Below are 13,160 nucleotides of genomic sequence, written 5' to 3'. Positions count from 1 at the left end.
GCCTCCGAAAATCCCGGCGCGGTTCAATCGAACTGAGCGGGGATTCCCTGCGCAAACACAAAGCCGAAGTCGAGCAAAAGTAACCGCCACCGTCAGCCCAGCCCCTGCGAGAGCCGGGCAGACGGTGCAACCCAGGCTCGACGAAAGCTTGACCGAACCTGCGTCCCGTGAGATGAGCACAATCGACCTGTCAGCATCCAGACCCGGCCGACATCAGATCGGTATGATGGCCGACATCGTGTCGGAACAATGGCCGGCTTCCGGTTGGAATTAGTGGCCGACTTCGTCGGAATACACACTCAGACTGCGGAGCTGAAGGTGATCAGCCCCAGATTTCTCCGATGATGATGTTGTTCTGAATGCCGACGGCATCGAGGTCCATGACATGGAACACAGTGCCATCGAGTTGGCTGCTCGTGACGATCGTGTGCCCGTTACGCTCTACGATGTCGACGTTCACAGGGTCCGTGTACCACCCTTCCTCGCTCCATCGCGTGGTGACCAGATCCCCTCAGCGGCGTTGAAGCCCACGATGCGATCCAGCCCTTGATTGTAGATGCCGGAGAAGTCGAACAGATCGGCACCGCCATCGCCCATGAGGGTTTCGTTGCCAGCACCGCCATGGAAAAAGTCAGGACGATTGCCGCCAATCGCGGTCATGGCGGCCCGGCCACCGTGATATTCCAAGACGGTGTCCGCCTCCACTGTGATCCGCTCTATACCAGAGAAAGAGCCCCCTTGGCGCCACTGATACCCCTCGACCCATCCCTCCTGGCGGTCGCTGAAACCAAATAGCCCACCATCGGCCGCCACGTCGTCGACGTTGACGGAGAACGCGGCATTGCTCCAGGCATTATGTCCGGGATCGCTGTCGATCAGCGCGTCTACATTTCCATGCAGGGTGTCGGTTCCGGTCCCCCCGCGATACACGCTGGAGAGGTTGGTTGTCACGTTGCTGTATTGCTGTACGACCAGCGTATCGTTTCCGTCATCGCCACTGAGATTGTTGCGCCCCTCGCCTCCCAACAGGCGATCATGGCCAGCCCCGCCGAAGAGCTGATCGAACCCGGCGGTGTCCCAGAGGTAGTCGCCACCCGCATCGCCATAGAGCTTATCGTCACCGGTGCCGCCGCCGACGAAATCATTGGCGTCGCCACCTCGGACGGTGTCGTTGCCGGACCCGCCATCGACCTTGTCTTCACCGATGGGTCGTGTCCGAAGGTTGGTAGGAATTGCTGAGGGCGCATTCTCCTGAGCTTCAGGGTCGTCGGATCATGCGGCGAGGTCAAGCGGCTGGTCGGCGGGAGCGACGTGCAGGGTGTCCCAACCGTCAACGCGGCGCAGGGTGATCTGGCCGCTGGCGAGCAGGGCCCAGAACAGCATGCAAGCGGTCTCGGCACACGGCAGCAGGCACTGCGTCTTGATCCGGCGCTTGAACTCCTCGTGCAACCGCTCGATGGCGTTGGTCGTCCGGATCGACTTCCACTGGTCGGGCGGGTAGAGCAGGAAGGTGAACAGGTTGGCACCTGCCTCCTCAAGGCTGGCGGCGACCGCTGGGCACTTCAGCCGCCACTTTCGCACGAACGCCTTCCGCCGGGCTTCGACTTCCTTCACCGTCCTGGCGTAGATCATGTCGGTGTAGTCGGCGCTGATCTCGTCGTGCAGCTTCTTGGGCGCGTGGGCCACGAGATTCCTATGTTTGTGGACTGTGCAGCGTTGCCGCGGCACGTCCGGCCAGAGGGCACTCAGGGCCGCCTCCAGGCCCGGGGCGCCGTCGATGATCAGCAGGTCCGGCGTGGCGAGCTTGCGGGCGACCAGATCATCCAGGAAGGCCCGCCACGCGGCTTCGCTCTCGCCGCCCATATTGCGCAGGCCGAGAAGCACTTTTTGGCCGTCGCGCCGGACACCGAGTGCCACCAGCACCGAGATGCCGGTGGCCCGTTTGTCCAGCCGGACCTTGACCACGGTGCCATCCAGTATGATGCGCACGATGTCGTCCTGCGACAGATCCCGCTTCTGCCAGGCTTCCCAGTCGCCCTGGACCTTGCGCCAGGCCCGGCTGACGGTGTCCTTGCCGACCGCCCCGCCGAACAGCGCTCCCAGGGCACGGCGGACCCGGCGGGTGTTGGTGCCGGCCAGGTAGGTCCCGGCGATCAGCGCTTCGGCCTGCCTGGTCAGTCGCTTGTAGGCCGCACGCTGAGCATCTTCGTTCGGTAGTCGGGCTGCGCAGCGCCTCGGCGCATAAAGGCGGCTACTTGGCCCAAGCTCGACGTGATATGCTTATTGACGTAATGTTAACTAATTAGGCCTATCATACTCCTTAGGTCCTACGGCTAATTGGGAAGGACGGGCAATGCACCGAACCGCTTTGTATGAAGCTATCCGCTCGATTGACGAAGCCGCCGTTGAGCCTTGGCCCCCAGATCAAGCTCGGCGTCTTGCTGGTATACGCGCTCAATTATGGCTGCTGATGCGAGAAATGGAAAGTTTCCGCACTCCATGCCCGACTGAGCGCCCTGCCATCTTCGGAGACTCAGCCACGCTTCAGCAGGAATTAGAAGCAGCGGAATGAATTTAAGTAATCGGAAATAATTATCTTATGAATACCGGATATTACTTGCACTCCATTTACCGTCAAAATGACCTCAATCAAAGACTTGTTCGCAGACGAGGCGTGCCGACCAGGGTTCTATTTTGAAATGATTATGAGCTGATGAGCGGGAGGCTGGTGGGCTTAACAGGACGCGGATAAATATGCCTCTGCAGTGCCCTCGCCACCTTTAAGGATCGAAATCAGCACGTTTTGTACCCATTTTGGTTGAAGAGAAGCGTTTTCGCTCCGCTTCAGAGTTCCCGGAGCCGCCGTCCAGGCGGACTCCAGGCGTGCTTTACGCCGTGGCCAGCAGATTGGGCAGGCGGATCAGGTTATAAGCGGTGGCGGCCCGGGATGGCCTCAATCATTGAGATGGCCGCCTCGCGCTCGGCCAGGCCGGTTGCCGCCGTCTGCCGGACATCGACCACCAGGACGGGCGGTTCTCTATCAGAAGCTGTTCGTAGATGTCAGGCAGTGACCTCCTCGATCACCAAGCGCTTCAGGCGCCTGGCGAGGATGGAAACGAAGGCGATCTCGACGAAGGCGACGAGGTGCTCCTTCGTTCGCTCGAAGATCGTGTTCAACCGCCGGTAATTGGCAATCCAGGAGAAGGAGCGCTCCACCACCCAGCAGATCCCGGCCGGGAGGAACTTGCCATCACGGCCGCGAGCGACGGGCTCGACGGTAATGCCGAGCTTCCGCCCTGTCTTGGCCAGCCGTTTGCCCCGGTAGCCGAGGTCGCCCAGCGCCGATCCCCGGAAGCCTTTGCCGGAGAGCTCGCGGAGCACCGGCATGATACCTTTCGTATCATGCACATTGGCTGGCGAGACGTCGATCGCCAGCGGGATGCCATACTTATCGACGCCCAGGTGAACTTTGACGCCGTTGATCTTCTTGCCGCCATCGAAGCCACGGCCGAAGCAGCTCGGCGCCGACCTGCAGGATCGGCTGTCGATCACCACGGCGGTCGGCTCCGCGGCATCACCGCAGGCCAGCCGCCAAGTGCGGCGCAGCCGGTCGAGCAACCGACGCCATAGCCCGAGCCGGGTCCAACGAGAGAACAGGGTGAACAGCGTGCTGAACGGGATATCGCAGAGCTGGCCGATGGCGCGCCACTGCATGCCGCAGAAGCACAGGCACCAGATCGCCATGATCGCTTTGCGTAGTGCCACTCCGGTCAGCACCGGCTTCGGCCCGGAGCGTGTCGGCTTCGTGCCATCTGTCTCCATGGCCGCGACTTCAATCAGAACCTCGTCCACGAAGGCATCGACGTCGGCAAAGGCGTCCCTGGAGGCCGGCGAAGTCTTGGCAGTTCTGACGGCGGTACCCATATCCTGCTGGCTCGGCGACTGTTAACGATGGCCCTCGACATAGCCCGTTAACCTCCCGCGCGTCAGCCCTCTTTCAGCTCAAGGTAGCATTCCGGTCAGCACAGGGCGGCACGCCCAGTCTGCGAACAGGTTCTGAGAAAGCGCGAGATGGTGCTCCGGCCGACGGTGATGCCGTGCCGCTCGACCAGCGCGCAGCGGATCTCCTTCAGCGTCAGGTCCGGCTGGTGGGCGATCAACGTCAGCACCGCTTCCCGATGTTCCGTCAGCCGCGAGCGATGGTCGCCGCCCATGGCCCGAGCCTCGACATGGCCTTCGGTATGCAGGCGCTGCGCCCACCGGATCGCCGTGCCGATCCCGACCCCGAACCGGTCGGCCGCTTTCCGGGCGGACGAACCGCTCGAGATCGCCCAAGCAACACGGGCGCGAAGATCCTGGGAATAGGGTGCCGGCATACGTCCTCCAAAATTCAGCCGGGCCTGGACTTGATCATGAAATCCGTCTTGAAAACCCCTCCTCACGAATCAACGCGGTCGGGCACGGCTCTAGCTTTCTGATCCGTAGGGAAGGGGAGCGGCAGCGCAAGCGCCTGCAGAGGCTGATCGACTGGGGCGGCGGCGCGTTCGTGATCGCCGTCTGCAACGGTTTCTCCCGCAGCTGCAATGTCGAGATCTGTTCGATGCACCTGGCCGGCTTCGGCGACATCGCCAACCCACCGCCGGCGGCTCTCGCCGGGGCGACGGCAGCATCAACGTGTTGCTCCAGATCGCGCACGAACGTTTCCGCACGACGCTCCAGTGGGAGACGCTCTGGAAGGACCTGGATGCATTCCCGGGGAAGAAGACCAAGGCGAACCGCCTGAAGGCATGGACGCGCGACGGAATGGCCTGGGCTTCGCTCACGGTCATCTGATGCCACGGCGTACAAAGACGCACACAAGGCATGCCGGCCGTCTGGATGCTGCCACGGCGGCCCGAGGAGATCACGGACGACTGATGAGGCGTGCCGGCTCCTGACGATCTTCATGGAAGACCACGGCGCTGCCCGCATCGTAGTCCTGACCAACGGGGTCGCAAACCTGCGGAGCTTCCTGGTCCAGGTCACGGCGTCGAACATCACCGACGACAATCCTGACCTGGAGATGAAACTGCGGACACTCGGGCCGAACATCTATGGCCCATCGTTTCGGCCAAAATACGTACCTATTCCGTTCTAGAGCCTAGACGGATGTGGTAATTTGCTAACAGATTTATCCACTCATTTCGTGGATAACCCGTTAGATAGAAGGTTCGGCATCGGTTGATTCTGGTTAGTTCTACAACTAACTGCTGCCCAAATTGCGAACGGGCGGGGAACTGCCTATCCACCCGTGACGAAGCTACCCAGCTTCGGAACTTTCGGAACGCCGTTGCAGGCGCAGCGGGCTGCATTCCCGTGATGGTCCTCCTGGTCGGCGTCCACGTCGTCGGGACGTGACTCGTCCCGCTGCAGGGTGAGCTATGGCGGAAACTGGGTGATGACGAGGTGAGGAAGGTGGCGTAACGAGGTAGGTGCTTGAAGCCTGCCAGAACCTCCACGAGGGAGCGCTACGCCATGAACGAAGATACCAGCATTGTCCGGTTTTGCCAGCCTGACGAAATCGATGATCCTCTGACGGCCCTTCTCCGATCGGGAGCCCGCCAGTTGCTGGAGCAGGCCATCGAAGCCGAGGTGGCGGCATTTCTGGCCTCCATGAAGGAGTTGAAACTGCCAGATGGCCGGGATCGGCTGGTCCGGCATGGCCATGGGCCGGAACGCGTGATCCAGACCGGTATCGGCCCGGTCGAGTTCCAGCGGGTCAAGGTTCGCGACCGGGATCCCGGTCCGGCTACGGGGCGGATCCGGTTCAGTTCGGCGCTGCTGCCGCGCTGGGCTCGGCGGACGACCAGTCTCGACGCTCTGCTTCCGATTCTGTACCTGCGCGGCGTCTCGGCCGGTGATTTCCAGGAGGCGCTGGGTGTCCTGCTCGGCAAGGACGCGCCCAACCTGTCGCCGTCCGTCATCGCCCGGCTGAAGGAGAGCTGGGCGGACGACTACGCGCGCTGGCAGAAGCGTGACTTGTCGGCCCGGCGCTACGTTTATGTCTGGGCCGACGGCGTCTACCTCCAGGCCCGTATGGAACCTACAGCCGAGTGCATGCTGGTGATGATCGGCGCCACGCCGGAAGGCAAAAAGGAACTGCTCGGCTTCCAGGTCGGCGTTCGCGAGAGCGCCCAAAGCTGGCGCGAACTGCTGATCGACCTGAAGGCGCGCGGGCTCACGATCGCTCCGGAACTGGCGGTCGCCGATGGTGCTTTGGGCTTCTGGAAGGCGCTCGACGAGGTCTATCCTGGGACACGGCACCAGCGGTGCTGGTTTCATAAAAGTTCTAATGTTCTCAACAAGGTGGCGAAATCGCTCCAGCCCGCGGTCAAGCAGGACCTGCGGGAGATCTGGATGGCGCCCGACCTCAAGGCAGCGGAGCGCGCCCTGGACGTCTTCGAGAAGAAGTACGGCGCCAAGTACTCCGGCGCCGTCGAGTGCCTGACCAAGGACCGCGACGCCCTGCTGGCCTTCTACAATTTCCCCGCCGAACATTGGGACCACGTGCGGACAACAAACCCGATCGAAAGCGTCTTCGCCACGGTCCGTCACCGGACGGTGCGCACCAAGGGCGCGCTCTCGCAGGACACTGCCAAGCTCATGGTCTTCAAGCTGATCTCGGCAGCCTCCAGAACCTGGCGACGGTTGAAGGGCGAAAACCAGTTGCCCAAGCTCATCCAGGGCGTCACATTCCGCGACGGCATCGAGGTCAGCGTGCCGACATCACAGAGCGCCGCCTGAATACCTCGTCACCCAAATTCCGCTATAGCTCCTGCAGGGTAGGGACCGTGCGCAGGAAGTTGACGCAGGGGGTGAATACCCACATGCCGGGCTTCCCCGGCCTCGTCTCGGCGGCGTTCTCGATGATTTCTCGCGTCTTCTGCCAGCCCCCGATCCGGTCCCCGCCCGACGTTCAGCACCTGGCCCTTCCCGGCCGTGGCCTTCCTGATCTCGGCATAGATGCTCTCCCGTCCCACCTCCGTGAAGATGGCGGGATCGACGACCCAGCCTGACCAGGTGCGCCCCCGGCTGCGCTCGGCGATGCCGCGCCCCATCGCCCGGCTTGTCAGCCGCAGGCCCTCGTTGGGCTTCACGTTGCCGCCGGCGTCCTTCACCGTGTACGATTCCGAGAACAGGATCATGCTGCCCCGCGGGAAGACGAACCCGCCCATCTCCCGCACGGGCGTGCCGTCGCTGATCGCCCACATGGGAATCGCGCTCGGCCGCTGCTGCCCCAGTCGAATGACCGGCGGCAGGTCCAGCCCGGCGGGGTCGTGAAGGGCTCCAGCACGTGCCGCGACGGAACCTACAGGTCGTCGATGAAGCCACCGAAGGTGCAGTCCCAATCGCCGTAGCGCCACGCCTTCACGAGTTGTCTGTCGCCCAGCGTCATCAGCCGGCGCTCGCTCGTACCCGGGGTCGTTCCGGATGAGCGGCAGGTCGTCTTTCAGCCGGGACGGGATGAAGACACGGATCTCGCCGGTTTCCGGATCGGTGATCGGTCGCATGCCGGCGGCGGCGGGGTCCACCCACCTCTGCTTCGCCGCCTGGTGCCCAGGTCCGCCCGGGTTGCCGGTGGCCAGCAGCACGCACTTCACGCCTTCGCTCGACCGCAGGCAGCTCCTGAGCTTGCTCATGGCGTCCAGGTTCGGCCACTGCGTGACCTCCTCATCCCCTTTTCCGACCTGGAACGATGTTCATTGCCGTCGGATGAGGTGGCTCCCGCTTCCCGAACGCAGGTGTGGCCGGAACAAGCCTGGTTCAGGTTCGTGTATGCCGCCAGTCCGATCCGGTTGTGGATGTCGTGTTGGCCTGATCCGAGGGAAATCCGGTTCGAAGACCGATCGGGGCTGGGGGCGCGCCGACCTGCACCTTCTCACGGGCGGCGGGCGGCCAACCTGGTCCGGCAGGCGACCGGGCACCGGTCACAGGCTTCCCGATCATCGCAGGCACGGTCGTGAATCGCGCCGAGCCGGTGGATGAGGTCCCGCACCGCGGGTGAGCAAGCGTCACCCCGCGCCCGGAGGTCCGAGATCGTTTCCAAGACAAGATCATAATGGTCAGACATGACGAAGACCTGCCCATCCCTCGTGAAAGAACCGGATTACGATCTGTCATGCCCCGGATCAGACCGCTTGGTTCGCTTTTGTTTCATACCGGACGGGGGCAATGTCCCGATCCGGGACGGCCAATAATCGATAACTTCTGCATCATTCTCAGGGCTTCGTTTTCCCATCTCCGCGCAGGCCGGCAGCTACCGTCCTGTCACGGCTGGTGTAACGGTGGCTGGCCTGATGGCCGGGGGAATGGTCGATGGCGTCGCTGAGCCGGCGGCACACGACAACGTCATCCCATCCCACCGTCCACCCCCAAAGCCCGAAGAAAGCCCTCCCTCAAGGTCGATCCGGATATCCGATGCCGGCTTCCTCAGGCTGCCCTGACCGTGGACAGGAAACGCTCGACCTCCTGACGCAGGGCGACCGACTCCCTGGCAAGCCCGCCCGCCGCATCCAGCACCTGGGTCGCCGCTGACCCCGTCTCGGTGGCGGCCTGGGTCACGCCCACGATGTTGACGCTGACCTCGGCGGTGCCCGCGGCAGCCTGCTGCACGTTGCCGGCGATATCGCGGGTGGCGGCACTCTGCTGCTCCACCGCCGAGGCGATGGCGGTCGCGATCCCGTTGATCCGGCCGATGGTGCCGGTAATGCCGCCGATGGCCTCGACGGCACCGCCGGTGGCCTGCTGGATCTCGGCCACCTTGGCCTGGATGCCCTCGGTGGCTTTCGCAGTCTGGTTCGCCAGCGCCTTCACTTCCGAGGCGACGACGGCAAAGCCCTTGCCCTGCTCGCCGGCGCGCGCCGCCTCGATCGTGGCATTCAGCGCCAGCAGGTTGGTCTGCCCGGCGATGGAGTTGATCAGGTTCACCACCTCGCCGATCTCGTTGGCCGCGACCGCCAGTCCCTGGATCAGCATGTTGGTCCGCTCGGCCTCGGTGACGGCCTGTGCTGCGATCCGGGCCGAGGCCTCGACCTGACGGCCGATCTCGGTGACCGACGCGCTGAGTTCCTCGGTAGCGGCGGCCACCGTGTTGACGTTGGTGCTCGCCTGCTCGGAGGCGGCCGAGACTGCCATGGCCTGGCGGCTGGCCTGCTCGGCGGTCGCCGACATGGCCGCGGCGGCACCTTCCATCTCGGTGGCGGCGGCCGAGACCGTGTCCACGACGCCGCTGACGCTGGCTTCGAAACCGTCGGCCAGCTTCAGCAGGGCTGCCCTGCGCTCAGCTTCGGCACGCGTTTTCTGCTCGGCAGCTTCGCGCTCCAGGCGCCGCATCTCCAGGCCGTTGTCCTTGAACACCTGGAGGGCACGGGCCAGCGTGCCGATCTCGTCCCGGCGACCGGTGCCGCGGACCTCAGTCTCGAGGTTTCCGCCCGCGATCGACTGCATCGCCGCGGCCATGCCGGTCAGGGGACGAACCACCAGACGCAGGACGATGAAGCCGAGCAGGCACAGGGCGAGGGCGAGGCCGACGCCGGAGACAGCGTACAGCATCCCCGTCGAGTCGGCGGCGAGCCTGGCCCCGTCGGAGCGGTCCTGTGCAAGTGTCCGCTCATTGTACGCGGTCACGTCCTGGATCAGCCGCGCAAGGTCCGTCCGAACCCTCAGACCCTCGGCGGCCGAGACCGCCTGGGCCTCATCGTTGCGGAACTCGAGCGCCAGGCCCATCACCCGCCGTGCGATCGCCTCGTACTCGCCGATCATGTCGCTCAGATTCTGGAGAGTGGCGCGGCGCTCGGGCAAGGCCAGCGGGATGATCCGGTCGGCCGCCTGCTTCGCCCGGGCGATACGCTCGTCGAAGAGCCCCACGCTCTCGCGCATCTTCTCTGAGGTGGCCTCGACGATGACATTCTTCTCGGCGATGGCCGCGCTGTTGACCGCGGCCTCGATCTGGAAGGCCAGGGAGTTGCGCTCCGCCGTGCGGCCGATCGCCGTGTCCAGCGAGGCGGACAGGTGCCCGAGCGAGGACTGCGCCTGCCAGACGATGGCGACGATCACCAGCAGCAGGATGGAGACAGGAATCAGGAGCTTGTAGGCGAGGTTCAGGTTCGAGAACCAGCGAGACATGGCAAACCTTCGGATCAGGGCAACTACGCCCTCGCGGAACGCGGAGCGGCTTCTTGTATCCATAGAATTAATACCTTTTCGCGTGATTAGATTTGATCCTGATCAATCACGTGCTGCTCTCCCTCAGCCGGTTTGCTCCACGAGGAAGGCCGGCCCGCCCGCAGCCATGCCGGATCGTGGCACGGTCCAGACCGGTGCTGCGGGAGATCGCGCTCTGCGACCAGCCGCGGGCGTGCAGTGCTGCGGCTTCCTCGAAGCGGGCCTGCCGCGCCGCCCGCCTGTCCAGGTGACGCTGCTGGCTGCGGAGCGCCGGGAACCGGGACCGCGGTCACCGCCGTGGCTGCCTTGGCCGCGGCGCGGATGGTCCCGGCGGCCGAGCCAAGGCCGGTCAGCTTCCCACCCCGGCTCGGCCTAGGCCGAGCAGCGACCGACCGCCGCGTCCCACGCGCCGGCGAAAGGGCCCGAGAGCCCCATGCGGACGCAGCGCCGTCGCGTGCCACTCGTCCAGGCGGTGGCGACGGGGGCACCCGAGACATGCCCGCCCGTTGCCCGGAACTCGCGCCACTGAACCCCCTCGCGCACGATGAAGCCGAGTGTCTCGATCACCTTCCACCGTCGGAACCGGCGGGCGCCCCGGACCGGGTTGCCGGCCCTGTTGTCGGGCACTCAATAATGGTCCATCCGCATTCCCGGTGCGGTCCAAACCGCCTCCATTGGGGGCTCGACGTCGTCTTCAGCGACGACCATGCCCGCGTCCGCAAAGGCCATGGTGCTAGGAACATGGGCCTGGTGACTACTCTCGGCCCTGAAGGGCCGAGCTTCCGCGCCTCACAACGCAGCGTTCCTGTTTCCGTCCGGCAGCCCGGCTCGATCCACAGGCCGACACCCGAAGTCCTCGGGCCTTGATAACCTTTGACGCATTGAAATCGGCGTTTTCGTGGTGACCGCAAGCGACACACAGAAACTCCGCCTGGGAACGCCGATTGTCGGCATGGATGCAGCCGCAGACGCTGCATTCCCGGCTGGTGTTCGGCGCCGGCGTGGTCCTGAGTTCTCCGCCGTACCACGCGGCCTTGTACTCCAGCATCAGCCTGATCTGATGGGGCGCCACGTCCAGTATCGACCTGTTCAGCCCTGACTTGGCCCTGACGTTACTCCCCGGCTGCCCGATCGTTCCGGCCGCACTCGCCGTCATGTTCCGCACCTTCAGGTCCTCAACGACAATGACGCCGTGGTTCTTGGCTATCGCTGTCGTCGCCTTGTGCGCGGCATCCTTCCGCCGCCGCGCGAGACGGGCCTGGAACCGGGCGACGGCAAGACGCGCCCTGGCCTGATTTCTCGACCCCTTCGTCTTCCTGGCGACCTTGCGCTGAAGCGTCGCCAGCTTATGCCTTTCCCTGTCCGTGGTTCGCGGAAGCTGGATCACCTGCCCCGTGGACAGCACCATCGGCTTCGCGACGCCCATGTCTACCCCGACCGCCGGCCCCAGGTTCGCCATCGGCTCCGGCATCTCGATCTCGCACTGGATGGAGACATACCACCGGTCGGCTTCACGACTGACCGTCGCAGTCTTCATCCGGCCTTCCATCGGACGATGCCGGACCCAGGCGACCCATCCAGCCTTGGGCAGGAACATGCGATCCGCCTCCGGTTTGAACTGCTTGGGATCGGGATACCGGAAGCTGTCACGATCTCCACGCCTGCGGAACTTCGGATAGTTGGCGCGGCCTTCGAAGAAGTTCTTGAACGCCCTGTCGAGATCGATGACGGCTTGCTGCAACGGATGGTTCGGCACCTCACGCAGCCAGGGCACCTCGACCTTCAGCGCCGGCAGTTCCGCGATCTGATCGTACGCGGTCAGCCTGCGCGGATGGCTGCGGTGATAGTCAAGCTTCCGCTGTTCGAGACACAGGTTGTAGACAAACCGGCACGACCCCACCGTCTGCCGGAACAGGACTTCCTGTTCGGCGGTCGGGTACACGCGATAGCAGTATGCCTTGAGCCTGATCATGGCATAGGTATATTCGGTCTCTCATTCGGAGGCAAGCTCATGAGCATCGAGTATCGCAGGGGTCGTAGCGTCGTGTGTTCGCTGCATGTTCATTTGGTCTTCGTCACGAAGTATCGTCGCGGCGTTCTCAGCGACCGCGCCCACGAAGTGCTGCGCGACGTCTTCCTGGGTGTCTGTGCCGAGTTCGGCGCGCGGCTGAAGGAGGCGAACGGCGAGGACGACCACGTCCACCTGCTGATCGAGTACCCACCCACGGTTCAGCTTTCCAAACTGGTCAACAGCCTCAAGGGTGTATCGAGCCGCCTGCTGCGTCAGCACGACTTCCCTGAAGTGGCGCAAAGGCTCTGGGGTGGACATCTCTGGAGCCCATCCTACTTCGCGGCATCCTGCGGCGGCGCGCCGTTGGAGATCGTCAAACAGTACATCGAGCAACAGCGCCAGTAGGACTTCGGCGCGGACGCGCCAAGGGCGCCTATCCCAGCCCTGAAAACGCCGGGTTTGCGGCACCAAGTAGTGGGATCAACCGGGCCCATGCCCGGGGCGGCCAACGTGGCCTGATGAGGCAGACCCTGTTCGAAACCGGGACACGGGTTTCCGAGTTCGTCGCCCTCCGGGTCGAGGATGTCAGCCTGGCCGAGCGGGTGGTCACCATTGAGGAGGACAAGGGCGGCAAGAGGCGGGAGGTGCCGATCCGCCCCGAACTGGCCCGGCTGCTCGCCCTGCATATCGGCAGGCGCCGGGCTGGCCCGCTGTTCCCCAGTCGGGAAAAGGGGGCCGGTCCGCACCCGTATGTCTACACGCGGCAGCGCATCGGCCAAGCGGTGCGCGAGGTCGCCGACGCCGTGGCGATCACGAAACGCCTCTACCCGCACCTACTGCGCCATACCATGGCGACCAAGCTGCTGGCGCTTGGGCCGGACATTACCGACGTCCGTCGAGTTGCAACACGCTCAGGCGCGGGTTCGGGATCATCCTCCGGCCCACC

11 protein-coding genes and 4 pseudogenes are annotated in these 13,160 nt (G+C 64.2%); 5 read left to right on the top strand and 10 right to left on the bottom strand.

Going from position 1 to position 13,160, the window contains the following annotated elements; genetic code table 11:
• Positions 1-322: 322 nt before the first annotated feature.
• From JL101_RS32640 to JL101_RS32615, 6 genes and pseudogenes are all read right to left on the bottom strand, one after another.
• Positions 323-460: a hypothetical protein gene (locus JL101_RS32640; RefSeq protein WP_203104657.1), complete on the bottom strand. Its 138-nt coding sequence runs from the start codon at positions 458-460 to the stop codon at positions 323-325.
• Positions 457-951, bottom strand: coding sequence for a hypothetical protein (locus tag JL101_RS32635; RefSeq protein ID WP_228435599.1), 495 nt, complete (start codon positions 949-951; stop codon positions 457-459). Before JL101_RS32635 ends, JL101_RS32640 begins: the two co-directional genes overlap by 4 nt.
• Positions 952-1,020: 69 nt before the next feature.
• Positions 1,021-1,206 (bottom strand): annotated as a pseudogene (locus JL101_RS37055) (calcium-binding protein); the annotation flags it as partial.
• Between the two features lie 66 nt (positions 1,207-1,272).
• Positions 1,273-2,187: pseudogene (locus JL101_RS32625) on the bottom strand (IS256 family transposase); the annotation flags it as partial.
• Positions 2,188-3,060: 873 nt separating this feature from the next.
• Positions 3,061-3,924: an IS5 family transposase gene (locus JL101_RS32620; RefSeq protein ID WP_203104668.1), complete on the bottom strand. Its 864-nt coding sequence runs from the start codon at positions 3,922-3,924 to the stop codon at positions 3,061-3,063.
• Positions 3,925-4,025: 101 nt separating this feature from the next.
• Positions 4,026-4,376, bottom strand: a pseudogene (locus tag JL101_RS32615) (helix-turn-helix domain-containing protein); the annotation flags it as partial.
• 301 nt (positions 4,377-4,677) lie between these two features.
• On the opposite strand from JL101_RS32615, the gene JL101_RS32610 reads away from it, so the two are divergent.
• From JL101_RS32610 to JL101_RS32600, 3 genes are all read left to right on the top strand, one after another.
• The gene (locus JL101_RS32610; protein ID WP_203104627.1) at positions 4,678-4,833 is read left to right on the top strand and encodes a hypothetical protein; all 156 of its coding nucleotides are present in this window, start codon (positions 4,678-4,680) and stop codon (positions 4,831-4,833) included.
• 112 nt (positions 4,834-4,945) lie between these two features.
• Positions 4,946-5,137: a hypothetical protein gene (locus JL101_RS32605; protein WP_203104625.1), complete on the top strand. Its 192-nt coding sequence runs from the start codon at positions 4,946-4,948 to the stop codon at positions 5,135-5,137.
• Between the two features lie 377 nt (positions 5,138-5,514).
• On the top strand, positions 5,515-6,783 hold the full coding sequence (locus JL101_RS32600) for an IS256 family transposase (RefSeq protein WP_203104637.1): 1,269 nt from the start codon (positions 5,515-5,517) through the stop codon (positions 6,781-6,783).
• Positions 6,784-6,791: 8 nt separating this feature from the next.
• Here JL101_RS32600 and JL101_RS32595 read toward each other — a convergent pair whose 3' ends face one another.
• The 4 genes from JL101_RS32595 to JL101_RS32580 form a co-directional block, all read right to left on the bottom strand.
• Positions 6,792-7,679: a hypothetical protein gene (locus JL101_RS32595; protein WP_228435597.1), complete on the bottom strand. Its 888-nt coding sequence runs from the start codon at positions 7,677-7,679 to the stop codon at positions 6,792-6,794.
• Positions 7,680-8,469: 790 nt separating this feature from the next.
• Positions 8,470-10,164, bottom strand: a complete 1,695-nt coding sequence (locus tag JL101_RS32590; RefSeq protein WP_228435627.1) for a methyl-accepting chemotaxis protein — start codon at positions 10,162-10,164, stop codon at positions 8,470-8,472.
• Positions 10,165-10,575: 411 nt separating this feature from the next.
• On the bottom strand, positions 10,576-10,830 hold the full coding sequence (locus tag JL101_RS32585) for a hypothetical protein (protein ID WP_203104552.1): 255 nt from the start codon (positions 10,828-10,830) through the stop codon (positions 10,576-10,578).
• Between the two features lie 127 nt (positions 10,831-10,957).
• On the bottom strand, positions 10,958-12,175 hold the full coding sequence (locus JL101_RS32580; protein ID WP_228435626.1) for an RNA-guided endonuclease InsQ/TnpB family protein: 1,218 nt from the start codon (positions 12,173-12,175) through the stop codon (positions 10,958-10,960).
• 39 nt (positions 12,176-12,214) lie between these two features.
• Between JL101_RS32580 and tnpA the strand changes: the two genes are divergently transcribed.
• Both tnpA and JL101_RS32570 read left to right on the top strand, forming a co-directional pair.
• The gene (gene tnpA, locus JL101_RS32575; RefSeq protein WP_228435625.1) at positions 12,215-12,619 is read left to right on the top strand and encodes an IS200/IS605 family transposase; all 405 of its coding nucleotides are present in this window, start codon (positions 12,215-12,217) and stop codon (positions 12,617-12,619) included.
• Positions 12,620-12,732: 113 nt separating this feature from the next.
• Positions 12,733-13,050 (top strand): annotated as a pseudogene (locus JL101_RS32570) (tyrosine-type recombinase/integrase); the annotation flags it as partial.
• Positions 13,051-13,160 lie beyond the last annotated feature (110 nt).

Source organism: Skermanella rosea (genome assembly GCF_016806835.2).
In the GTDB taxonomy this organism is placed as follows: Bacteria; Pseudomonadota; Alphaproteobacteria; order Azospirillales; family Azospirillaceae; genus Skermanella; species Skermanella rosea.
Note: the sequence above shows the minus strand (reverse complement) of the source record. Positions and strands in the feature narration are given on the sequence as shown.